The organism is Micromonospora sediminimaris, assembly GCF_016863575.1.
GTDB lineage: Bacteria > Actinomycetota > Actinomycetes > Mycobacteriales > Micromonosporaceae > Micromonospora > Micromonospora sediminimaris.
In genome coordinates this window covers 110,039-131,486 of record NZ_BOPD01000012.1, presented here as the reverse complement: position 1 = coordinate 131,486, position 21,448 = coordinate 110,039, and the positions used below count along the sequence as shown (strand labels likewise).

21 protein-coding genes are annotated in these 21,448 nt (G+C 71.7%); 7 read left to right on the top strand and 14 right to left on the bottom strand.

The window, feature by feature from the left end:
- Positions 1–269: 269 nt before the first annotated feature.
- The 3 genes from Vse01_RS10950 to Vse01_RS10940 all read right to left on the bottom strand — a co-directional run bounded on the left by Vse01_RS10950 (position 270) and on the right by Vse01_RS10940 (position 1,898).
- The gene (locus Vse01_RS10950; protein WP_093406510.1) at positions 270–464 is read right to left on the bottom strand and encodes a DUF397 domain-containing protein; all 195 of its coding nucleotides are present in this window, start codon (positions 462–464) and stop codon (positions 270–272) included.
- A complete protein-coding gene (locus Vse01_RS10945) occupies positions 455–1,243 on the bottom strand; it encodes a helix-turn-helix domain-containing protein (RefSeq protein ID WP_093406508.1) in 789 nt (262 codons plus the stop codon). Before Vse01_RS10945 ends, Vse01_RS10950 begins: the two co-directional genes overlap by 10 nt.
- 277 nt (positions 1,244–1,520) lie before the next feature.
- Positions 1,521–1,898 carry a DUF3499 domain-containing protein gene (locus Vse01_RS10940; RefSeq protein ID WP_093406506.1) on the bottom strand — a complete coding sequence of 126 codons (378 nt, stop codon included), beginning with the start codon at positions 1,896–1,898 and terminating at the stop codon, positions 1,521–1,523.
- Positions 1,899–2,050: 152 nt separating this feature from the next.
- Between Vse01_RS10940 and Vse01_RS10935 the strand changes: the two genes are divergently transcribed.
- Complete coding sequence (locus tag Vse01_RS10935; protein ID WP_093406503.1) at positions 2,051–2,500, top strand: metallopeptidase family protein; 450 nt, start codon at positions 2,051–2,053, stop codon at positions 2,498–2,500.
- 91 nt (positions 2,501–2,591) lie between these two features.
- Here the strand turns inward: Vse01_RS10935 and Vse01_RS10930 are convergent, their stop codons facing one another.
- From Vse01_RS10930 to Vse01_RS10905, 6 genes are all read right to left on the bottom strand, one after another.
- Positions 2,592–2,849, bottom strand: coding sequence for a WhiB family transcriptional regulator (locus tag Vse01_RS10930; RefSeq protein ID WP_013731688.1), 258 nt, complete (start codon positions 2,847–2,849; stop codon positions 2,592–2,594).
- 472 nt (positions 2,850–3,321) lie between these two features.
- Positions 3,322–3,672: a phospholipase gene (locus Vse01_RS10925; protein WP_093406686.1), complete on the bottom strand. Its 351-nt coding sequence runs from the start codon at positions 3,670–3,672 to the stop codon at positions 3,322–3,324.
- 16 nt (positions 3,673–3,688) lie between these two features.
- Positions 3,689–5,083, bottom strand: coding sequence for a DUF4331 domain-containing protein (locus tag Vse01_RS10920; RefSeq protein WP_093406501.1), 1,395 nt, complete (start codon positions 5,081–5,083; stop codon positions 3,689–3,691).
- A gap of 244 nt (positions 5,084–5,327) precedes the next feature.
- On the bottom strand, positions 5,328–5,612 hold the full coding sequence (locus Vse01_RS10915) for a hypothetical protein (RefSeq protein WP_093406498.1): 285 nt from the start codon (positions 5,610–5,612) through the stop codon (positions 5,328–5,330).
- 156 nt (positions 5,613–5,768) lie between these two features.
- On the bottom strand, positions 5,769–8,348 hold the full coding sequence (locus Vse01_RS10910; protein ID WP_093406496.1) for a bifunctional FO biosynthesis protein CofGH: 2,580 nt from the start codon (positions 8,346–8,348) through the stop codon (positions 5,769–5,771).
- A gap of 104 nt (positions 8,349–8,452) precedes the next feature.
- Positions 8,453–9,496, bottom strand: a complete 1,044-nt coding sequence (locus Vse01_RS10905; RefSeq protein WP_093406493.1) for a hypothetical protein — start codon at positions 9,494–9,496, stop codon at positions 8,453–8,455.
- A gap of 97 nt (positions 9,497–9,593) precedes the next feature.
- Between Vse01_RS10905 and cofD the strand changes: the two genes are divergently transcribed.
- A complete protein-coding gene (gene cofD / locus Vse01_RS10900) occupies positions 9,594–10,541 on the top strand; it encodes a 2-phospho-L-lactate transferase (protein WP_093406491.1) in 948 nt (315 codons plus the stop codon).
- A complete protein-coding gene (locus tag Vse01_RS10895) occupies positions 10,538–11,626 on the top strand; it encodes a coenzyme F420-0:L-glutamate ligase (protein WP_093406488.1) in 1,089 nt (362 codons plus the stop codon). Before cofD ends, Vse01_RS10895 begins: the two co-directional genes overlap by 4 nt.
- A 25-nt stretch (positions 11,627–11,651) precedes the next feature.
- On the opposite strand, the gene Vse01_RS10890 is transcribed toward Vse01_RS10895, so the two are convergent.
- Positions 11,652–12,644 carry an ArsR/SmtB family transcription factor gene (locus Vse01_RS10890; RefSeq protein ID WP_093406486.1) on the bottom strand — a complete coding sequence of 331 codons (993 nt, stop codon included), beginning with the start codon at positions 12,642–12,644 and terminating at the stop codon, positions 11,652–11,654.
- A gap of 354 nt (positions 12,645–12,998) precedes the next feature.
- Between Vse01_RS10890 and Vse01_RS10885 the strand changes: the two genes are divergently transcribed.
- Positions 12,999–13,598, top strand: coding sequence for an NUDIX hydrolase (locus Vse01_RS10885; protein WP_093406483.1), 600 nt, complete (start codon positions 12,999–13,001; stop codon positions 13,596–13,598).
- Here Vse01_RS10885 and Vse01_RS10880 read toward each other — a convergent pair.
- Together Vse01_RS10880 and Vse01_RS10875 are read right to left on the bottom strand one after the other, a co-directional pair.
- Entirely contained in the window at positions 13,567–14,658 is a 1,092-nt protein-coding gene (locus tag Vse01_RS10880) for a mannose-1-phosphate guanylyltransferase (protein WP_093406481.1), read from the bottom strand. The two genes, Vse01_RS10885 and Vse01_RS10880, sit on opposite strands and share 32 nt — an antisense overlap.
- A gap of 49 nt (positions 14,659–14,707) precedes the next feature.
- Complete coding sequence (locus Vse01_RS10875) at positions 14,708–15,853, bottom strand: glycosyltransferase family 4 protein (RefSeq protein WP_093406479.1); 1,146 nt, start codon at positions 15,851–15,853, stop codon at positions 14,708–14,710.
- 150 nt (positions 15,854–16,003) lie between these two features.
- Here Vse01_RS10875 and Vse01_RS10870 point away from each other — a divergent pair, with 150 nt between their 5' ends.
- Positions 16,004–16,714 (top strand): TIGR03089 family protein, encoded by a 711-nt coding sequence (locus Vse01_RS10870; protein ID WP_093406476.1) that lies wholly within the window; start codon positions 16,004–16,006, stop codon positions 16,712–16,714.
- A 374-nt stretch (positions 16,715–17,088) separates the two neighbouring features.
- On the opposite strand, the gene Vse01_RS10865 is transcribed toward Vse01_RS10870, so the two are convergent.
- Positions 17,089–19,071 carry an acetoacetate--CoA ligase gene (locus tag Vse01_RS10865; protein WP_093406472.1) on the bottom strand — a complete coding sequence of 661 codons (1,983 nt, stop codon included), beginning with the start codon at positions 19,069–19,071 and terminating at the stop codon, positions 17,089–17,091.
- A 188-nt stretch (positions 19,072–19,259) separates the two neighbouring features.
- A complete protein-coding gene (locus Vse01_RS10860) occupies positions 19,260–19,781 on the bottom strand; it encodes an acyl-CoA thioesterase (protein WP_093406469.1) in 522 nt (173 codons plus the stop codon).
- A gap of 23 nt (positions 19,782–19,804) precedes the next feature.
- Here Vse01_RS10860 and Vse01_RS10855 point away from each other — a divergent pair, with 23 nt between their 5' ends.
- A complete protein-coding gene (locus Vse01_RS10855) occupies positions 19,805–20,458 on the top strand; it encodes a hypothetical protein (protein WP_093406467.1) in 654 nt (217 codons plus the stop codon).
- 116 nt (positions 20,459–20,574) lie between these two features.
- Positions 20,575–21,438 (top strand): hypothetical protein, encoded by an 864-nt coding sequence (locus Vse01_RS10850; RefSeq protein ID WP_139233161.1) that lies wholly within the window; start codon positions 20,575–20,577, stop codon positions 21,436–21,438.
- Positions 21,439–21,448: the final 10 nt, after the last annotated feature.

Genomic DNA, 21,448 nt, shown 5'->3' with positions numbered 1-21,448 from the left:
CGGGACGACCGACAACCGGGCGACCCAGCCGGGCGACCCAGCCGGGCGACGCAGCCGGGGACCGCCTGGCCCACTCGGGCCGCTTGATCACCCAGGCCGCCTGACCCGCTCAGGCGCTTGATCCACTCGACATGCCGCATCCCGCGCCATCCAGGTCGCGTAAGACCGCAAGATGCCGCAACTCGGGACGACCGAGCCGGACGACCGAGCAGGGCGAGGCACAGGGCGACCGAGCAGGGGGCTGCCGGTAGGCCGAACAGAGTGGTTGGTCAGACCGTACTGCGGACGGTGGTGGTGACGAAGGCGCGCCAGGCGGTCGGGGTGAAGGCCAGGGTGCCGCCGTTCCGATCCTTGCTGTCGCGCACCAGGACCCGGCCGGGCAGATTGTCGGCCACCTCGACACAGTCGCCGCCGTTGTTGCTGCTGCGGGTGGCGGTGCGCCAGCGGGCGTCGGTCAACTCCATGTCGTCGCCACTTCCCTGATCAGCTCGATGGACCGTCGGCGGGGCAGCGCCTCACCGGTGACGCTCTCCCACCTCGCGCCCAGGCTAGCAAGATCAGCACTGTCGGTCACCACCTGACCGCGCAGTTGATTGTCCAGATAGGCCGCCTCGGCGCCGTCGGGCATTCGAGCCAGCACGAACGGCCCGGCCAGGCCGGTGTGCCACGGGTTCTCCGCCGGAATCACCCGGACCTGCACGTGCTCCCGCTCGCCCAGCGTGGCCAGGCGGGCCAACTGCTCCGCCATCACGCTCGGATCGTGGCCGACCGGCCGCCGCAGCACCACCTCGTCGATCACCGCGACGAACTGGAGCGGGGTTTCCCGCTCCAGCACCCGCTGCCGAGCCAGCCGCGCCGCCACGATCTCGTCGACCTCCGTCGGCGGCAGCAGGCCGCCGGTGGCCAGCACCGCCCGGGCGTACGCCTCGGTCTGGAGCAGCCCCGGCACGAGCAGTGGCTGGTACGACCGGATGGACCCGGCGTCCTGCTCCAGTTCCGCCCACGCCCGGAACCAGGGCAGGTCCCGTCGGCGGAACGGTTCCGGCCAGAGTTCGGCGGCCTTGCGCCCGAGGAGGTTGGCGACGGCGATCCGGGTCCGTGGATGCGGGATCCGCCCGTCCGCCATCCAGCGAGCCGCCGTCTTCGGGTCGACGCCCACCTTCCCGGCCAGGGACTCGGCAGTCTCGCCCTTGTCCGCCATCGCCACCCGCAACGCCTCGTTGCCCACTGCCCCGTTGCCCATCGCAGCCTCCCGACTCGCCTCACACTCCGGCGCACGCTAGTCACCGCAAGTGGCGATGTCCGCCGGCTGTCGGCGTGTTGCGGCCAGGACTGTTTCGCGCATCCGAAATGCGCCCCCAATGCCCCCGAGATGCCCCACCGACCCCACCCGTCCCCGCGATCAAGAAGTTTTGGTCGCCTCAGGGCTCGGAATGCGACCAAAACTTCTTGATCAACGCCAGCCTGCCAGCCGGCCACGCCAGCCGGCTGGGCCGGGTGGGTGGGGTGGGGTGGGTGGGTTAGTGGGTGGGGGGGATTACGCGGAGGTGGCCGCGGCGGGAGGTGGGGGAGCCAGCGGAGGGTGCGGGCGGGTGGTTCTGGTCGTCCTGGGGCGGGCGGGGGGCAGGGCGGGCGGCCTCGCGGACCGCCTCGGCCAACGCCACCAGGTCGTCCGTGGTGGGCGGCGGCGGCTCGAACTCGCCCTCGTGCCGGACCACCTCCCATCCGCGCGGAGCGGTCAGGCTGCGGGCGTGCGGCTCACAGAGGTCGTACGTGTGCGGCTCGGCGAAGGCGGCCAGCGGGCCCACCACGGCGGTCGACTCGTTGTAGACATAGGTCAGCGTGGCGACCGCTTGCCGGGGGCAGCCGTTGCGGGAGCAGCGCCGTGGTGACCTCACCGGCGCAGGGTATCTCCATTACCGGCTCCGGCGCACCGCTTCGCGTTACGACACGCCCGTCTTGGTGATCACATTTGTCGTCCGTGGCCGCAACGCGCCACGTGTTCGGCGCTGACGCGGCCAGCAGCGGGCTGGAAGCTACTCTTTGGCTCATGACGAGCCCGGAGAACCGCCGCCCCGGTACCGGTCGGCGGGCGCACCGCGACCGGCACGGCCGCGGTCTGCGTGGGCGGCTGGTGCCGGCCACCGTGCCGCTGGCACGGACCAAGGCGGAGATCTTCGATGATCTGGTGCTGGACACCGTCGAGACGCTGGAGCGTCGGTTCGCCAAGGAACTGGCCGGGGTGGAGTTCGCCGTCGAGGACGTCCCGCCCGACCTGAACGTCTACGACTCCGATGTGCTGGAGGATGGCGAGGTGCCGCTGGCCCGGCTGTTGCCCGGGCGACCCGGCCGCCAGGAGGTCCCGCCGCGGATCGTGCTGTACCGGCGACCGCTGGAGTTCCGGGCGATGGACCGGGAGGATCTCGCCGACCTGGTCCACGACGTCATCATCGAACAGGTGGCGAACCTGCTCGGCGTCGACCCGGACGAGTTGGCCTGATCGCGGCCGGAGCCCCCGCCGACCTTATCCAGCGCCGGCAGGGCAGCCGCGCCGGGTGGGACGGCCCCCAACCGTCCCGCCCCACGTCGACCTAGGCCGCCCGGCGCTTGAGCTTGCGCCGCTCCCTTTCGGAGAGCCCACCCCAGATCCCGAACCGCTCGTCGTGGCCGAGAGCGTATTCGAGGCACTCCGTCTTGACCTCGCACCGCGAGCAGATGCGCTTCGCCTCGCGGGTCGAGCCGCCCTTCTCGGGGAAGAACGCCTCCGGGTCGGTCTGCGAGCACAGGGCCCGCTCCTGCCACTCCGGCGCGTTTCCGAGCAGGTCGGCCGCCTCGAGCTGGCCGTCCATTCAGTTGCCTCCTTGTCGCGCACCGGCGTCGTCGCCGCTGCAACCCCCCACGCGAAAGGCGTGCTTTTGTCCGTCCGGTCCCGTTATCGTGCGTTCCGTGCGAACAACCCCATTCAAATTACACGCGTGTAATGCGTGCGCCGTCAAGCCAAACTTGATAATGGAGTCACCCTCCCGACACGCGTCCCGGACGGCCGTCCGTACCACCCGGGTCTCGCCCTGCCCTATCGATTCAGACCCCGGCCGAGTAACGCCCTCCCCGGCGAGTTGCCCGAGTTTTCTCCCGTGGCGCACCGAGCGCCGCCGAAGCGATAGGCCTTCGCGTCCACGCCGAGGAGGCCGCCATCAAGATCCGTTGATCTTGACGCGCAAGGTTATCCCGACTTCGCCAACCCTGCCCGCCGAGCGGGTGAACGACGACCGCGTCCCGCCCACAATGTGGACGGGACGCGGTGGGCGGAGGTGCCGGCGGTCAGTCGCTAGACGCGTTCAAGCTGGTCGGTAAGGCGAATTCGGCGACCACGCCGCCGGTCACGGTGACCGATCCGACGGGCGTTTCGCTGTCCCACCAAACGGTATAGACACCCGCCGGGAGGTCCGGGTAGACGGCGCTGTGGAAGGTGCCGTCCCTGACCCGCCGCTCCCGTACGGCGGAGTGCGTACGCGGGTCGCCGTCGCGATCGGCTCGGCTCACTTCAATTTCCCGACCAAGCAGTTGCCGTCCGGTGTAGATGATCAGGGCGCCGGTGTCCCCGCCCAGGTCGAGGACGACCGTCCCGGTACCCGAGGGGCCGTACGTGTGGGCGTGCTCGTGTCCGCTCATCTGCCTCACCTTCGACTCAGGACTCCGTCGACGGGTTGTTGAACCCGTCGTAGGGCGTACCGAGGAACGGGAACTTGCGCAGGAACGGCGCGGTCACGTCCGCCGCGCTGAGCCCCGGCGTCACCGCTCCCGCCGCCTCGTCCGGCTGGAACTTCCGGTCTACCAACGGCACCGTCAGCCCCGCGATTGCGCGCAGCGCAATTGTCACCACGTCGTCGGTCACCCGCCGGCCGTTCGGGAAGCCCGCGAGATCGCCGCCGAGCACACCGAAGCGGTTGGGCCGACGGGCCGGCGGGATCGCCGTGTTCAGCCGGAGCATGTCCGCCTGGACGTCCCCGGTGGTGTTGGTGAAGCCGTCGATCAGGCCCTCCGGGATGCCGGTGAGCAGTATGGCGACCAGGTCAGCGCGGGCCTTCTTCGACCTGTTCAGTTTGTCCAGGTTGGGGAAGACATCGGGGTAGAGCACCGGCAGCAGGGCGGCCAGTTCGGGCCGCTCGACGAACTCGGCGAACCGCTTGTCCTCCGACGGGGGCAGGGTGTTCCACAGGTCCTTCTGCGCCATCGGCACGATGACCTCGTTGAACAACGGGTTGCCCAACCTGGACACCTGCGTGAACGGCCCGGCGTTGGTGTCGGCCGCCACCCGGTCGCCGAGCACTCGCACCTGCCGACGGGAAGCCGAGGTCCACACCCCGATCACCGAGGCGGGTTCCTGCCAGTGGTACCGGTCGGCGCGGCGGCGCAGCCGCTCCACCGGCACCTGCAACGCCAGGCTGTGCACGTTCAACCGGTCGGTGGCGTTGACCGGCTCACCGGCCTCCTTGAAGATCTTCTTACCGGCGACGTGCAACTGCTGGAACGGCCGAAGCGTACCGAGGTCGAAGATCGCGCCCAGGTCCACGAAGAAGCCGTCGGCACGCTGACCGGCGAAGACCCGCTCGCCGGTGGAGAGCTTGAAGGTCGCCTGGCGAACCAGATCCCCGTAGTCCGGTGTGGACAGTGGGCCCACGTTGCACGGCGGGCAGGGCAGCTTGCGGGCCAACCGTTGCTCCCGGCCGCCGACGATCCGGGTCAGGCTGTAGAACTGCCTGCGGTTCCAGTTCTCGCTGTCAAGCGCGTCGATCGGCCCGGTGTTGTAGAGAAAGCTGTTCGGATTGGTGATCTCGGTGGTGAATTCGAAACGGTAGGTGACGTCCGGCTGTCCGTCACCGTCATTGTCGATGTGGATCTCGTACCGCACGTCGTCGCCGAACTCGAAGAAGTTGGGGCCGCCCGAGGGCAACTGCAACGGCACGTAGTTGGCGATCAGCGTCACCGTGTCCGGGCGGTCCGGGGTGACGAACGCGTACAGGTCGGATGAGTCAGCGACCGGATCCTTGGCGATCTCCGGTGCCTCACGATGTGAAGACATGACGAACCCACCTCACTGGGCGAAGAGTCAATCGGGTTGGCCGGCCGGGGGATCGAGGTCCGGGCCGGGAGTGCCGGACCTGCCGGCTGGGTCGGACCGGCGGAACGCTCAGCGCCGACGGCGGGACCGGACGTGCCGCGCAACACGCCCGCATCCGCAGACGGTGACACCGCGCGGGGCGATACCCACGGCGACGGCGGGCGGGGTGGCCGCTGTGGCGGCGCGGGCTCGGGTGTGCACGGGCTCAGCGCCGGGCGGCGGCGCGACGCAGCCGATCCGCCAGGCCACGGTCCCGCACCTCGATGCGGGACTGGCCGACGAAGACGTCCATGGTGCCGGACCGGGCGTCCCGCAGATGCACGACGATCGTCTCGTCGGTGCCGGCCGCCGTCTTGTCGTCGCCGTCACCGGCCAGGGAAAGCCCCGGTACCGCGAGCGCGGCGGCACCGAGGGTGGCACTGGCCGCGGCGGTGATTGTCTGCCGGCGGGTCAGTTTCGGCAAACGCCGCCTTCGCTTCTCAGTGATCATGACCAACCTTTCCGGCGGCGGCGCGCAGGCGCCCGCGGTGACGGACGGGGGTCACGACAAACCGCGCCGGGCCCCCGGGAGGGGTGCCGGCGGCGGTCCTCGCCGTGCCGCCGCCGGCATCGACAGGTACGTCCGGCGGCGGGCGAAGGTTCGACGCTAGGCCGCGATGTGACCGTACGCAGTCGTACGCCTACGCGCCGGCCGGCCGGCGGTCGCCGCGATGGCCCGCAACTGCTCCTCGGTACGCGCCGACCCGTTGCCGGACCCGGCCATCCGCGAGATGGTCTCCTCCATCAGCGTGCCGCCCAGGTCGTTGCAGCCGCTGCGCAGCAGCTCCGCGGTGCCGGCGTCGCCCAGCTTCACCCAGGAGCACTGGATGTTGTCGATCCGGCCGTGCAACAGCACCCGCGCCATCGCGTGCACCACCCGGTTCTCCCGCCACGTCGGACCGGGTCGGGCGATGCCGGCGAGGTAGATCGGGGCGTTCGTGTGCACGAACGGCAGCGCCACGAACTCGGTGAACCCGCCGGTGCGGTCCTGCACCCCGGCAAGCACCCGGAAGTGCGCCAGCCAGTGCGCGGGATGGTCGACGTGGCCGTACATCATCGTGGAGCTGGATCGGATGCCCAGCTCGTGGGCCGTGCTGACCACCTCCACCCAGGCGGCGGTCGGCAACTTGCCCTTGGTGAGCACCCAGCGCACCTCGTCGTCGAGGATCTCCGCCGCGGTGCCCGGGATGGTGTCAAGTCCCGCCTCGCGCAGCCCGGCCAACCACTCCCGCACCGACACACCGGCCTTGGCGGCGGCGGTGACGATCTCCATCGGCGAGAAGGCGTGCACGTGCATCTGCGGCACCCGGGCCTTGATCGCCCGGACCAGGTCGGCGTAGATCGTCACCGGCAGCTTCGGGTCGATGCCGCCCTGGAGGCAGACCTCGCCGGCTCCGGCCGCCCACGCCTCCTGCGCCCGGTCCGCGACCTGCTCCACCGAGAGCCGGTACGCGTCGGCGTCCCGTTCCCGCTGCGCGAAGGCACAGAACCGGCAGCCCACATAGCAGACGTTGGAGAAGTTGATGTTGCGGTTGACCACGTAGGTCACGTCGTCACCCACGGCGGAGCGGCGCAGCTCGTCGGCGATGCGGCACAACTCGTCCAGGGCCGGACCGTCCGCGCCGAACAGCGCCAGCGCGGCCTCGGCGTGCCGGGGCTCCAGCAGCGCCGCCGGATCCTCGGCGGCCAACCGCAACCCGGTCCGCAGGTCGGCGTCGCCCGAGCCGGCGGTGGCCTGCCGGCCGGCCCCGGCACGGTGCACCGCCTCGGGTGCCGGGCCAGCGTCGACACCGGCTCGTCCCGGCGGCACGGCCGCCTTCGCGGCGACCTCCGCCCAGTCGCCGTAGACGTGGTCGAAGTCGCCCCGGCGGTCGTCCGTACGCCCCGCGGTGTCGATTGTGGCGTGCAGGTCGGTCCGTCCGCCGAAGGTCTCGTCGGGCTCCTGCCACGGCCGGCCCACCGGGCGGGCCGCCTCGACCGCCAGCCCGGTCGTCGGGTCGGCAAGCGCGGTCACGTGCGGCAGCAGCCGGGCGTCCAGCCACGGCTCGCCGGCCTGGACGTACTCCGGGTAGACGGTCAACCGTTCCCGGAGCGTGAAGCCAGCCGCCGCGGTACGGGCCGCCAGTACGTCGAGTTGCGGCCAGGGACGCTCCGGGTTGACGTGGTCCGGGGTCACCGGTGAGACGCCGCCCCAGTCGTCGATACCCGCCCGCAGCAGCAGGTCGTACTCGCCGGCGATGAGGTTCGGTGGGGCCTGGATGCGGGCCTTCGGGCCCAACAGCACCCGGGCCACCGCCACGGTGGCCGCGAGATCGTGCAGCTCGGCGTCGGGCATGCCCCGCATCGCCGTGTCCGGCTTCGCCCGGAAATTCTGCACGATCACCTCCTGGAGGTGGCCGTATTCGCGGTGGGTACGCCGGATCGCGAAGATCGCGTCGACCCGTTCGGCGAGGGTCTCGCCGATGCCGATCAGGATGCCGGTGGTGAACGGAACGCCGACCCGCCCGGCGTCGTCGAGCACCCGCAACCGCACCGCCGGCTCCTTGTCCGGTGAGCCGTAGTGCGGACCGCCGGGCTCGGACCACAGCCGGGTGGCCGTGGTCTCCAGCATCATCCCCATGCTCGGCGCCACCGGCTTGAGCCGCTGCAGTTCCGCCCAGGAGAGCACGCCCGGGTTCAGGTGCGGCAGCAGGCCGGTCTCCTCCAGCACCGCGACGGCGCAGGCCCGTACGTAATCCAGAGTGGACCCGTAGCCGCGTTCGTCCAGCCACTGTCGGGCGGCCGGCCAACGCTCCTCCGGTCGGTCACCGAGGGTGAACAGGGCCTCCTTGCAGCCCTGTGCCGCACCGGCCCGGGCGATGGCCAGCACCTCGTCGCGGTCGAGGAAGGCCGCCGGCAGCCGGTGCGGCACCGTGGCGAACGTGCAGTAGTGGCAACGGTCCCGGCAGAGCCGGGTCAGCGGAATGAAGACCTTCTTCGAGTACGTCACCACGCCGGGCCGGCCGGCGTCCCGCAGACCCGCGTCACGGATCGCACCGGCGATGCCGAGCAGTTCCTCCAGGGCCGTGCCCCGGGCGGTCAGCAGGGTCGACGCCTCGTCGACGTCGAGCGCCCGCCCGGTGGCGGCGCGACGTAGTGCCCGCCGTACGCCCCCGTCACCCGACCCGGGCTCGCTCTGATCAACCATCCGCTCAGCCTATGCGCTGCGGCCCGGTCCGGCCCCGGCCCGTGGGCAACCGCACGTGGCCCCGAGGGCAGCGGGGCCTGGCGCGGCCCGATCCCTGCGGTCGCTCAGCCGGGCTGGTCGCCCGGGTCGATCCGCTGGGTGCGGTCGGCCTCTCCGTCGCCCGGCCGAGGAACCGACGGGCCGGCGTCACCGTCGCCCGGTCGCGGAATCGCCTGAGTCGGCTCGGCGCTCTGGTGCGGGATCGCCTGGGTCGGCTCGGCACCCTCGCGCGGGGAGTTTCCGGCCGGATCGCCCTGGCGCGGAATGCTCTGCGTCGGGTCGGCCGAGGCGGGCTGCCCGAACGGCGGTGCGGCCGGCGAGGACGGCGCGGCCGACTGCGGTGGCACCGCCGGCTGACCGTGCGGCGGCCAGGTGTGCGGGGACTCCGGCGGACCTCCGGCGGAGGGTGCCTGGCCAGCCATTGGCCAGCCCGGCTGGCCGGAGCCGGGGTAGCCGGCCGGATAGCCGGCGGGCCGTTCGGCACCCGGCCAACCACCCGACTGGCCGGGCGGCGTCCAACCACCGCCCTGGTGACCGGGCTGGCCACCGAACTGGCCCGGGCCGCCAGGCTGCGGCCAGCCCTGCTGCGGCGTGCCGTACAGGCCGGGCTCGGGCTTGGGCCGGGGCACGTGGTAGAGCCGCTGCCACACACTCCACACCACGTATGCGGCCGCCGCGAACAAGGCCACCCACGCGACCCGGGTGAGCAGGCCGGTCATCGCGTCGAAGAGCTGCGCTTCGGCCAGCCGACCGACCACCCAGATCAGCATGGTCAGACCGCCGAGCACGGCACTGACCGCGTACTCGATCAGCGCCACCTGCGTGATCAGTTTCGCCCGACCGACGGTCGGGGCGAGATGCGTGGCCAGCAGTACCGCCAGCACCGGAAGGACGACGGCCTCGACGCCGATGAAGGCGAAGAACGAGCTGGCGGCCCGGCCGGTCACCGTGCTGTAGGCGCCCTGCGGGGTGAGCAGCCGGATCAGCCCCACGAAGAGGAAGACGGCGTTCGCCCCCAGGAGCACGAGGGCGACGAGTTCACGCAGCGGCCCGGTCACCTGGCGGGCCGGGGTCGGGTCGGTGGGTGGGGGCTCGGCGGGGCTGGTCACGAACTCTCCCTGGGGCGAAAGCGGACAGATGCCGACGTGAGCCTAGTCTCCCGGGGCAGTCGCCTGCCGGAGGCATCACGTAGGCGAGGATGGGCGGATGCGCATCGTGGTTCTGACCGGCGGAATCGGCGGTGCCCGGTTCCTGCTGGGAGTGCGGGCGTACGCCCGCGAGGTGGGCGCCGAGGTGACCGCGGTGGTCAACGTCGGCGACGATCTGCGGCTGCACGGGCTCCGGATCTGCCCGGACCTGGACAGCGTGCTTTACACGCTCGGCGGCGGCGCCGACCCGCAGCGGGGCTGGGGGCGCGTCGACGAGAGCTGGACGGTCAAGGACGAGCTGGCGGCGTACGGTGCCGAGCCGAGCTGGTTCGGGCTGGGTGACCGGGACATCGCCACCCACCTGGTGCGCACCACCATGCTCGACGCCGGCTACCCGCTGCATCAGGTCACCGAGGCGCTGGCGGCACGCTGGCAGCCCGGCGTACGGCTGCTGCCGGCGACCGACGACCGCCTGGAGACGCATGCGGTCGTCGACGTCGACGGTGGCCAGCGGGCGATCCACTTCCAGGAGTGGTGGGTACGGTACCGGGCGCAGATCCCGACTCACCGGTTCGTCTTCGTGGGGGCGGAGTCGGCGAAGCCGGCACCCGGCGTGACCGAGGCGGTCGCCGGCGCCGATGTGGTGCTCGTGGCACCGAGCAACCCGGTGGTCAGTATCGCGCCGATCCTGGCCGTACCGGGTCTGCGCGAGGCGGTGGCGGGCGCTTCCGCCCCGGTGGTGGGCGTGTCGCCGATCATCGGTGGCGCGCCGGTACGCGGCATGGCCGACCGTTGCCTGGCGGTCGTCGGCGTGGAGTGCACCGCTGGCGGCGTCGGCGGGCTGTACGGAGGCCGGGCCAGCGGCGGGCTGCTCGACGGTTGGTTGGTGGCCGAGGAAGATGCCGCAACGGTGGTGCCGGACGTGACGGTACGCGCGGTGCCGCTGCGGATGACCGACGAGGCGGCGACGGCAGCGATGGTCCGCGCTGCGGTGGAGTTGACGTGAGACTGGAGATCCTGCCGGTGCCCGGCATCGGGCACGTGACCGAGGGTGACGACCTGGCGGTCCTGATCGGAAGCGCGGCGCCCTGGCTACGCGACGGGGACGTGCTGGTGGTGACCAGCAAGATCATCTCGAAGGCCGAGGGTCGGCTGGTGGATGTACCCGCCGACGGCCCCGATCGGCAGGCCGTCCGCGACGAGGTGCTGGCGGCGGAGACGGTACGGGTGGTGGCATCGCGCGGCTCGACCCGGATCGTGCAGACCCGCCACGGCTTCGTGATGGCCGCCGCCGGGATCGACGCGTCCAACGTCGACAAGACCCGGCTGGTGCTGCTGCCCGAGGACCCGGACGCCTCGGCCCGCGCACTCCGCGCCGGCCTGCGCGACCGGTACGGCGTGGACGTCGCGGTCGTGGTCAGCGACACCATGGGTCGCCCCTGGCGCAACGGGCTGACCGATGTTGCCCTCGGCGTCGCCGGAATGGAGGCCATCCGCGACCACCGGGGCGAGGTCGACCCGTACGGCAACGAGCTTGTGCTGACGCAGATGGCGGTGATCGACGAGCTGGCCGCGGCGGGCGAACTGATCAAGGGCAAGTGCGATCAGATGCCGGTCGCGGTCATCCGCGGTTATCTGACGTCGCCGCTGTCAGGTGACGGCGAGGGCGCCCGGGTCCTGGTCCGGGACGCCTCGATGGACCTGTTCTCGCTCGGCACGGCCGAGGCGAGGGCGGCCGGGTTGACGGCCGCCGCCACCCTGCCGGACCAGCCGGGCGAAGCCGCACCCGACCCGGCCGCTGTCGAGCTGGCGATCGCCTCGGTCACCGATGTGATCGCGCCCGGCACGGTCTTCACCCAGGTCACCGACGATGAGGTACGCGCTGCGCTGATCCCCATCGTGCCGGGTTGGCCGGCCCACGCGACCGGCCTGGTGCTCTGTTCCCCACCCACCCCCGTGGGCCCGTTTCAGTTGGTCCGCTTCGGCACCGATGTGCAACGCCTGCGCACCGCCCTCGCGGCGGCAGACGTCCCCACCCGACTCCTCCCCCCACCCAACGGCACCACCGCCGCCGCCACCCTCGCCCTCTGACAGCCTGCCTCGCGGGTGGGCGAGGTCAGGGGTTGAGGACGGCGCGGCCGAGGGGGGTGAGGGTGTGCAGGACGGTGTTGCGGTCGCGGTGGCTGACCAGGAGGCCCGCGTTCCGCAGCACGGTGGTGTGCTGGCTGGCGGCAGCCGCCGAGATGTGCAGCCGACGGGCCAGCTCGCCGGTGGTGCAGCCGTCGTCACTGGCGGCGAGGACCGCCGCGCGGGTACGACCGAGCAACGCGGCAAGCGCCTCCCGGCCGGTGTCGCCCGCCCCGACCGCGTCCGCAGTCAACCCGCCCAGCTTGTCGACCGGATAGACCAGCACCGGCGGTAGTTCCGGGTCGAGCAGCGCGACAGGCGTGTTCGCACAGAAGAACGACGGCACCAGCAGCAGCCCTCGCCCCTCCAGGTGCAGTTCCCGGCTCCGCGGATAGGCGGGGATCTCCAACACCCCCGACTCCCAGCGCAGGCCCGGCCGCAGCGTGGTCAGCAACCCTTCGACACCGCCGTCGAGCATGGCCCGCGCCCGGCGGGCGCGGTCGGCCTCCACCGCCCCCTGAACCCGCGTCCAGTACGGGCCGAGGGCAAGCTCGCGGTAGCGGCCCATCGTCTCCGTCAGGTGGGTCAGGGCCTCCGGCTCGCCCCGGGCGATGGCGGCCACACCGACGGGCAGGTTCCGGTTGCTGTTGGCGAGCAGCGTCAGGTCGCGTTGCAACAACGCCACGGGGGTACGCCGCAACGCCTCCATTCCCGCCTCGAAACCGTGCACGCTCTCGTACGGGGTGAGGAAATCCGGAAAGTAGCCGCGCGGCGGGCTCAACGTGGACAGCAACCGCAGCGCCTCGGCATCCACCTGTCGACGCAACCCCCGGGAGACCTCGCGGCGCCAGCCGGCGAGCAACGGGTCACGGCTGCGCCCAGGCAGCAGGTGCAGGCTCAGCACCACTTCCCAGACCGGATCGGCCGCCGGAGCCACCCGGGTCCGGAGGATGTCCTCGCCGGAGAAATGGATCTTCAGCATGGGTACTCCCATCGCCCGGCGAAGGGGGCACCCGGCGACCTTCGAACTCTACCCGGCCACGTCAGCCTCGGGCAGTTAAGCCTGAGCTAAAAGACCTCGACGCCCGTCACATGAATCCGCCATGCTTCCCGTGCCACAGAGGGCGACGCACGTTCAACGTGTCGACCCCGCTGGGTGCCCGAGATCGGGCGGCCCCCTACGAGGGTCTGCGGCTCAGGTTCCGCAGGGGGTGCCGCCCGATCTCCCTGGCCCAGCTACGGCACACCCCCCGGCTCCCAGGCACCGCACCGACGCGTCCACCAGCACCCCGTACGCTGGCACGGACGAGAGGAGCGGCCGTTGTCGACGCCCCGAATGGTGGCCGAATCCCCGCGCGGCGACGCGGACGACTGGACGGCGCTGCATGCCGACGCGGTGGCGGTGCTCAGTGGCTGGGCACCGACCAGCCCGGACGCGGCAGCGGCCCGGGCCCGTACCCTCGGCCTGCTCGACGCCGGGCCGATCTCGATGGCCCGCGAGCACCGGGCCGGTCACGTCACCGCGAGCGCGTTGGTGTTCGACGCGACCGGCACCCGGGTGCTGCTCTGCCTGCACGGGAAGTTCCACAAGTGGGTGCAGTTGGGCGGGCACTGCGAGCCCGGCGACCGGACGCTCGCCGGCGCGGCGTTGCGGGAGGCCACCGAGGAGTCGGGCGTCACCGGCCTGCGGATCGATCCGACGCCGATCGACGTGGACGTGCATCCGGTGGCCTGCCAGGGCGGTTCGCTGCACCACGACGTGCGCTTCGCCGTGTTCGCCCCGGCGGGGGCCACGGAACGGGTCAGCGCGGAGTCCGAGGCGCTCGGCTGGTTCCCACCGGATCGCCTGCCGCATCCGCTGGCCGGCGGCACGGCCCGGCTCGTCACACCGGGCCTGGCAGCCTTCAGACGAGTTTGTCCTCACCCCGCCTCTTGAGCTCGTCCACGATCGACTTCACGTCCTGAGCGCGGTCGCGCGGGCAGACCAGCAACGCGTCCTCGGTGTCGACCACGATCAGGTCCCGTACGCCGACGGCGGCCACCAGCCGGCCGGCCTGCGGCGCCACCACCATGCCGCTGCTGTCGTGCAGCAGCACCTCGGGCTTGGCGTCGCCGGTGAGCACCACGTTGCCGTCGGTGTCCGCCGGCAGCACCTCGCCGAGGGTATGGAAGTCACCCACGTCGTTCCACCGGAAGTCACCGGGTACGGTCGCCACCCGACCGGCCGCGGCAGCGCCCTCCATCACCGCGTAGTCCACGGAGATCTTCGTCAGCGTGGGCCAGACCGCCCCGAGCACGTCGTCCTGCTCGTCAGTGCCCCACGCCGCCGCGATCGCGGTGACTCCGCCGTGCAGGTCGGGCTGCTGACGTGCCAGCTCGGCGAGGAACGCCGACACCCGCCAGACGAACATGCCGGCGTTCCAGAGGTAGTGGCCGGACCGCACGTACGTCTCGGCCACCTCCGCACTCGGCTTCTCCTTGAACTCGACCACGGGACGCATCGGGCCACCCTCGACGGGCTCGCCGGTCCGCAGGTATCCGTAGCCGGTCTCCGGCCGGGTCGGGGTGATCCCGACCGTCATCAGCAGCCCCTGCTCCGCACCTCGAACCGCTTCCCGGACGGTGTCCACCCAACGCTGCGGGTCGCCGATCAGGTGGTCGGCGGCGAACGATCCCATGACGGCGTCCGGATCACGTACGGCGATGACCGCCGCGGCCAGCGCGATGGCGGCGCAGGAGTCCCGTGGCGACGGTTCGACCAGAATGTTCTCCTCTGGCAGACCGGTCAGTTGGCGGGCCACGGCCGCAGCGTGCGCGGCCCCGGTGACCACCATTGTGCGTTCGGGGGTGGTCAGCGGCCCCAGCCGATCGACCGTCGCCTGGAGCAGCGACGCGGACGTACCCGTGAACGGGTGGAGAAACTTGGGATGGCCGGCGCGGGACAGCGGCCACAACCTTGTGCCGCTGCCACCGGCCGGAATGACGACATAGATCACCAGGACATCATGCCCGAACCACCCGGACCGGGCGCCTCGGTTGCCGGCCTCAGGCCCGCGCCCTGGTCCACGCCGCGATGTGCACCTCGGCGCTGGACCCCCAGGTGAACTCCTTCGCCCGGTCGAAGCCGGCCTTGGCCAGCGACAACCGGCGCGGCTCGTCGTCGAGCAGCGCGGCCAGGTCGGTGGCGATCTGGTCCGGATCCTCGCTGGTGTACGCGACCGCGTCGCCGCCGACCTCGGGCAGCGACAGCCGGGGGGTGGTGAGCACCGGAGCTGCGCACGCCATCGCCTCCAGGATGGGCAACCCGAACCCCTCGCCGTAGGAGGGATACGCGGCGACCAGGGCCCCGCCGAGGAAGCCCGGCAGGTCGCCGTAGCGCAGGTAGCCGGGACGCAGCAGCCGCAGATGTGAGGGCACCTCGGCCACCGCGCGGTCGATGTCGTCGTCGTGCCCCTGCCCGCCGGCTACCACCAGCGCGGGCGGATCCTGCCGGTCGGCGACCGCCCGGACCCACCCCCGGATGAGGTTCGGCACGTTCTTGCGGGGCTCCTTGGCGCCGAGGAACGCCACGTAACTTCCGGCACCGAGCCCCAGGCGAGCACGGACCCTGGCCTTCTCCTCGTCGCCGGGCGCATGGAAGGCGTCATGGTCCACGCCGTGGTAGGCCACGTCGATCCGGGTCGGGTCGGCGTCCAGCAGCCGGATCAACTCGTCGCGGGTGGCCTTGCTCGGCACGATCACCCGGTCCGCTCGCCGCAGTGAGGTCTTGATGGCGCTGCGGAAGAACGTCCGGCGGGACTTGTCGTAGTGCTCAGGCTCGGTGAAGAACGTCGCATCGTGCACCGTCACGGTCACCGGACAGCCGGCCCGCAGCGGGCAGGTGTAGAAGGGCGAGTGCAGCACCTCAGCACCGACCTGTTGGGCGAGCAGCGGCAGACCGGTCTGCTCCCAGGCGAGCCGGGCCGGTCGGTGCGCGACCGCGGCCGGCGCCGGGATGATCTCCGCGCCGGGCAGCTTCCGGCGGTAACGATCCAGATCGGTGCGGAGGCTGACCACCACCAGGTCCACCGCCGATCCGCACACCTTGCCGAGGGCGCCGAGCAGGCCATCGACGTATCTACCGACGCCGCCGCGATCGGCGGGAACACTCGTGGCGTCGATGAGCACGCGGGGCGGGCGACCGGCGGTCACGGGGCGACTCCTTGCGGTGGCGGGACTGTGGGGAACGACACTCCGGCAAGCCTACGCCGGAGCCGGGCACGGACGCTGACTGCGACCCGACGGTACGCCGACTTGTCGCTGCCATCGAGTACGGCCGCCGGGCGCGTATCGTTCGCGCCGATGGCCGACAACATTGCCCGGGTCCTCGCCGACGCGATCGCGACCGACCCGAACCGCCCATTGCTGACCTGGTACGACGACGCGTCCGGCGAGCGCACCGAGCTTTCCGGAGCGACACTTGCGAACTGGGTGGCCAAGACCGCCAACCTGCTCGTCGACGAACTGGCTCTCGGGCCGGGCGGCACCGCGGCGGTGCTGCTGCCGCCGCACTGGCAGAGCGCTGCCGTGCTGCTCGGCTGCTGGTCGGCCGGGTTGACGGTGCAGCCGGCCGGATCGCCGGACACCGAGCCGCCGGGCGAGGTGGACGTGCTCTTCGCCGCCATCGACCGCGTCGCCGAGGCCGACGCCTGGTCGGCAACCGACCGGTACGCGCTGGCGTTGCACCCGTTCGCGCTGCCGCTACGCGAGGTGCCGGCCGGGTTCGCCGACTACGTCACCGAGGTACGCGCGCACGGCGACCACTTCACGGCGTACCCCCCGGGCGGCCCGGACCACACCACGCTGCGTGCCCGGGCCGCGACCCGCGCCGCAGAACTCGGCATCTCCCCGGGCGACCGGCTCCTCGTGGACGTCGACCGGTACCCGGACCCGCTCGACTGGCTGCTGGCCCCGCTCAGCGCGGGTGCCACCCTGGTGCTCTGCGCCCACCCGGACCAGGCCCGCCTGGCCGACCGCCAATCGACGGAACGCATCACCCACACGCTGCCCTGACCTGCCCGCCCGGCCGGGCCGGCCCTTGCGCGGACGCTCCGCGAGGCGAGCGATCGATCCACCGAGCCAGCCCTCACCCTCCGCGTTGTTTACCCTCCGTGGCTGCCCCAACGCCGGAAGACGTACCCCCTCCCGCCCTTTGCTCTGCTTCAACCGACGCACAACCGGCTGAACTGCGACGACGCGTTGATGGTCCGGTGCAACTCGCGCCTCAGATGTTACGGAGAGTGACTATTGCGTGGGTTGAAGCAGAGCAAGGGGCGGGGAGGGTATTGGTTGGGTGAGCTGCGGCAGCACGCTGAGTAAGGGCTGGTCGGCTTGCGGTGCTGGGGCTCGGGTCGGGTGGTCGGCGTTCAGGGCCGGGTCCGGTCGGGTCAGGCGGTGGGGCGGTCCGGGGTGCGATGTTGGGCCAGGGTGGCGAAGGCAGCCAGGGAGTCGGGGTTGGCCAGAGCGCCCTTGGCGGCGGCCTGGTCGACCGGGGTACCGGTGAGGATCTTCTTGACCGGCACCTCGAGCTTCTTCGCCGACAGGGTGCGTGGCACCGCGCGGACCTGGTGGATCTCGTCGGGCACGTGCCGGGGGGACAACGCGGTGCGCAGCTCGCGGCAGATCGTCCGACGCAACTCGTCGTCCAGCGTCACCCCATCGGCGAGCACCACGAACAACAGCAGCTCACCGGCGCCGCCCTCGTCGTCCTCCAGGTGCACCACCACCGAGTCGACGACCTCGTCAAGCCCCTCCACGACGGAGTAGAACTCGGCGGTGCCAAGCCGTACGCCGCCCCGGTTCAGGGTGGCATCGGAGCGGCCGGTGATGACGCACCCACCCCGGGAGTTGATGGTGATCCAGTCCCCGTGCCGCCACACTCCGGGATAGACGTCGAAGTACGCCTCCCGGTAGCGGACCCCGTCCGGGTCGTTCCAGAAACCCACAGGCATGCTCGGCATCGGCTCGGTGATCACCAACTCACCCAGTTCCCCGATTACCGGGGTGCCATCCGGAGAACGGGCCTCCACCTTGGCGCCCAAGGCCCGGCAGGCGATCTCACCGGCGTGCACCGGCAGCAGCGGTACGCCGCCGACGAAACCGGTGCAGACGTCGGTGCCGCCGGACAGCGACTGGAGCTGAAGATCGCTGCCGACCGTGTCGTACACCCAGGTGAAGCCCTCGGCGGGCAGTGGCGCGCCGGTGGAGCCGAGGCCGCGCAGCGCGGAGAGGTCGGCGATCTCGCGCGGGACCAGCCCGGCCTTGCGGCAGGCCAGCAGGAAGGGCGCGGAGGTGCCGAAGTACGTGGTGCCGGTCTGCTCGGCCAGCCGCCACATCGCGCCCAGGTCGGGGTGGCCGGGGTTGCCGTCGAACAGCACGATCGCCGCGCCCACCGCCGGCCCGGAGACCAGGAAGTTCCACATCATCCAGCCGGTGGTGGTGAACCAGAAGAACCGGTCCGCCGGACCGAGGTCGTGATGCAGGGCGAGCATCTTCAGGTGTTCCAGCAGGATGCCGCCGTGTCCGTGGACGATCGGCTTGGGCAGTCCGGTGGTGCCGGAGGAGTAGAGCACGTACAGCGGATGGTCGAACGGCACCGGGGTGAATGCCAACGGTTCGTCGGTCTCAGCCGCCAGCTCCGCCCAGGCCAGTGCCCCGTCCGCTGGCGAACCGTCGGGGTCGAGGTAGGGGATCGAGACGGTGTGCCGCAGCGACGGCAACGCGGCCCGGATCGCGGCCACCTCGGCGCGCCGGTCCACCGGTTTGTCGCCGTAGCGGTACCCGTCCACGGCGACCAGGATCTTCGGCTCGATCTGCTGCCACCTGTCGGTGACGCTGCGGGTGCCGAACTCCGGCGCGCAGGAGGAGAAGACGGCACCGAGACTGGCGGTGGCCAGCATCAGCACGTACGTCTCGGGGATGTTCGGTGCGTACGCGGCCACCCGGTCGCCGGTGGTGACGCCGAGCCGGCGCAGCCCGGCGGCGACCCGGCGGACCTGCTCGCGCAGCTGACCGGCGGTGAGGGTGACCGGCTCGCGGGTCTGCCCGTGTGCCACGACCACCGGCTCGTCGTCGGCCCGGCCCGGCATCCGCAGCACGTTCTCGGCGTAGTTGAGGGTGGCGTCGGGAAACCACCGGGTGCCTGGCATGTCCCGGTCGGTCAGGGTGGCCGTCGGCGGGGTGTGCGCGACGACGCCGAAGTGGTCCCAGATCGACCGCCAGAACGCGTCAAGGTCGGTGACCGACCACCGCCACAGCGCGTCGTAGTCGGCGAACGTCAGCCCCCGGTGCTCGGCGAGCCAACGCAGGTAAGCCCCGATCCGTGACCGCTGGAGCACGTCCGCCGGTGGCGTCCACAGCACGTCCGTCACTGGTCCACTCCTCCCCTGGCCCGGCACGACGCTGTGCGGTGGGCCGTGGCGCCATCTTGCCCTACCTCGAAGCGCCATTCTCCGCACCCGCACCCTGCGGGCGCATGTACCCGCCCCACACCCCCCGGGCACGACAAGTGTGGCTACGGCGCACGTAGGGATGCCGCAGCGTGAGCCTGCCGAGGGCCTCAGGGTTCGCTGCGGGCCGCCTGGATGGCCTGGCGGCGGGCAAGTCGGTGGGCGCGGCGGATCTCCGCCTCCCGCCAGCGACGCTCGTCCTCCGGCGTCTCCGGCAACACCGGACGTACCGGCCGGGGCGCGCCACCAACCTCGACCCCGACGAAGACGAGGTACGCGGTGGCCACCCGCACCGGCACCTCGTCGGCCGAGTCCCAGCGCTCCGCCATCACCCGTACGCCGACCTCCATCGAGGTCTGCCCGGTCCAGTTCACCTGGGCGTACGCGTGCACCAGGTCGCCCACCCGGACCGCCTCCGAGAAGACGATCTCGTCGATCGCGGCGGTCACCGCCGTACCGCCGCTGTGCCGCGCCGCCGCCGCGCCGGCCACGTCGTCGACGAACTTCATCAGCACCCCGCCGTGCACCGTTCCGTACAGGTTCACATCCACTGCGGTCATGATCCGACTCAGGGTTACCCGGGAGTACGAGGTCGGCTTGCCCGGCAGGGTGGTGGCGGGGTGCTCGGTCATGTCGGAAACGGTACGGTGCGCGGATGCGACATCTGTGGAGCTTCCTCGCAGGGCTGGTGGTGGTGCCGGTCACCTGGGTGCTGATCACCCTCGGTCAGGACGGGTCGGCCGACACCGTCGACCGGTGGGTGGAAATCGGCACCTCCAACACGGCCAACCTCATCGAGCCGGCCGTGTACCTCGCTGTCGGCGGCATCGTGCTGGGCCTGCTCGGCACGCTGCGCATCTCACCGCTCGGCCCGCTGGTGGCCGGGCTGCTGCTGGTGACCCCGTACATCGGGTTGTTCATCGCGCCCTTCCAGGTGCGCGAACGCATCCCGTCCGGCTGGGAGTTTCTCGGCGACCCGCTGCCGCTGGGGCTGCCGGTGGAGAACGGCACACTCTTCCTGATCGGCATGCTGCTGCTGGTCGCGACGTTCAGTGGGCAACGCTGGCGGCGTTGGCCAGCCCCGGTGCCGCAGCCAGCGTCGGCGACACCGGACGCGCCGGCAACGGACCCGACGTTGACCGACTGGTCACCGAACCCGTCGGCGGAGCGGGACACCGCGCCGCTGAGCCTGGGTTATCCGGATCCGGATTCGACGCCGACCGAGCCGCTGCCCCGGCGTACCGGAGGTGGGTCGCCCTGGTCGGCGCCGCCAGGCAACCTGCCCCGACGCGACGACGCCACCAGCTGACCGGCGCCCGGACGGCCACAAAGTCGTCAGTTGTGGCGCTCGATGGCCGTCCGGGCGGACATCCGCCCCATTCGTCCCTACCACCACCTCGACACCGGTCACTACAGTCAGCGGCTATGCGAGTGCGTCTCGTCACGCTTGCCCGCCTCGCGGTCGTGGCGGCGGTCGTCTTCCTGGTCGTCCTGCTCGTCACCGGCTGGCTGTGGCGCCGCTCCGGGGCCCGGCCCACCGTGGACGACGGGGCCGTGGTCCACTGTCTGGCCGCGGCACGTCGGCCCGCCCTGGTGGACGCGGCCCGCAGCCTCGGCCTGGTCTCGCCCGAATCGACTGTGGACACGCTACGTTGGCCCGGAGGCGAGGGTGACCTGGTGGCGTGGCGGTCGGCCCAACCGGCGGACTTCGACCGAACCTGCCTGGCCCTCATCGCCGCCGGCAAGCAGGGTGGCGCCGGGTCCGGTGGAACGTCGCCGTGGTCCACGCTCGCCCCCTCTCTGGTAGTAACGCTCGTCAGCGGCACCCTCGCCGTCGTCACCGGCGTGCTCGCGGCGTACTTCACCCGCCGGTTGGCCACCGCCGGTGCCCGGCGGATGGAGGCCGAACGGCTCCGCGACGCCATGCGGGCGTACCGCCTGGCGGTCGAGCAATTGCTGCGCGAGCTGGCGCAGCCCGGCCCCGGGCTGGCACCCGACGACGAGGCCGTCGTCGACCGGCGGTTGGAGCTGGCCGCCCGGCTGAACGCCGTAGCGGCGGCACATCCCGCCTGGGACCTGCCGGTGCAGATCAGCACGGCACTGGACGCCGCGCCGCACGGCGAGTCGCTGGCCGCCGGCTGGCACGCCCAGCGCCCGCCGGACCGGCGGGGCTGGACGTCCGACGTCCGCGCAGCGCTACTGCGGTTGGAGTCCGACGTCGAACGGGTCGCCCAGGCGATCCAAGAACCGGGGCTGTTCCGGGACCGGCCGCCGGTGACGGCGCGATGACGACGGGGGG

Excerpts from the sequence above, each read along its gene's own strand:
- Vse01_RS10935 (WP_093406503.1), top strand. The coding sequence starts at position 2,051 with ATGACGAGCCCGGAGAACCGCCGCCCCGGTACCGGTCGGCGGGCGCAC.
- Vse01_RS10870 (WP_093406476.1), top strand. The coding sequence starts at position 16,004 with ATGGCCGACAACATTGCCCGGGTCCTCGCCGACGCGATCGCGACCGAC.
- Vse01_RS10930 (WP_013731688.1), bottom strand. The coding sequence starts at position 2,849 with ATGGACGGCCAGCTCGAGGCGGCCGACCTGCTCGGAAACGCGCCGGAG.
- Vse01_RS10885 (WP_093406483.1), top strand. The coding sequence starts at position 12,999 with ATGGTGGCCGAATCCCCGCGCGGCGACGCGGACGACTGGACGGCGCTG.
- Vse01_RS10890 (WP_093406486.1), bottom strand. The coding sequence starts at position 12,644 with ATGCTGAAGATCCATTTCTCCGGCGAGGACATCCTCCGGACCCGGGTG.
- Vse01_RS10855 (WP_093406467.1), top strand. The coding sequence starts at position 19,805 with ATGCGACATCTGTGGAGCTTCCTCGCAGGGCTGGTGGTGGTGCCGGTC.
- Vse01_RS10915 (WP_093406498.1), bottom strand. The coding sequence starts at position 5,612 with ATGATCACTGAGAAGCGAAGGCGGCGTTTGCCGAAACTGACCCGCCGG.
- Vse01_RS10860 (WP_093406469.1), bottom strand. The coding sequence starts at position 19,781 with ATGACCGAGCACCCCGCCACCACCCTGCCGGGCAAGCCGACCTCGTAC.
- Vse01_RS10920 (WP_093406501.1), bottom strand. The coding sequence starts at position 5,083 with ATGTCTTCACATCGTGAGGCACCGGAGATCGCCAAGGATCCGGTCGCT.
- Vse01_RS10950 (WP_093406510.1), bottom strand. The coding sequence starts at position 464 with ATGGAGTTGACCGACGCCCGCTGGCGCACCGCCACCCGCAGCAGCAAC.
- Vse01_RS10910 (WP_093406496.1), bottom strand. The coding sequence starts at position 8,348 with ATGGTTGATCAGAGCGAGCCCGGGTCGGGTGACGGGGGCGTACGGCGG.
- cofD (WP_093406491.1), top strand. The coding sequence starts at position 9,594 with ATGCGCATCGTGGTTCTGACCGGCGGAATCGGCGGTGCCCGGTTCCTG.
- Vse01_RS10850 (WP_139233161.1), top strand. The coding sequence starts at position 20,575 with ATGCGAGTGCGTCTCGTCACGCTTGCCCGCCTCGCGGTCGTGGCGGCG.
- Vse01_RS10925 (WP_093406686.1), bottom strand. The coding sequence starts at position 3,672 with ATGAGCGGACACGAGCACGCCCACACGTACGGCCCCTCGGGTACCGGG.
- Vse01_RS10945 (WP_093406508.1), bottom strand. The coding sequence starts at position 1,243 with ATGGGCAACGGGGCAGTGGGCAACGAGGCGTTGCGGGTGGCGATGGCG.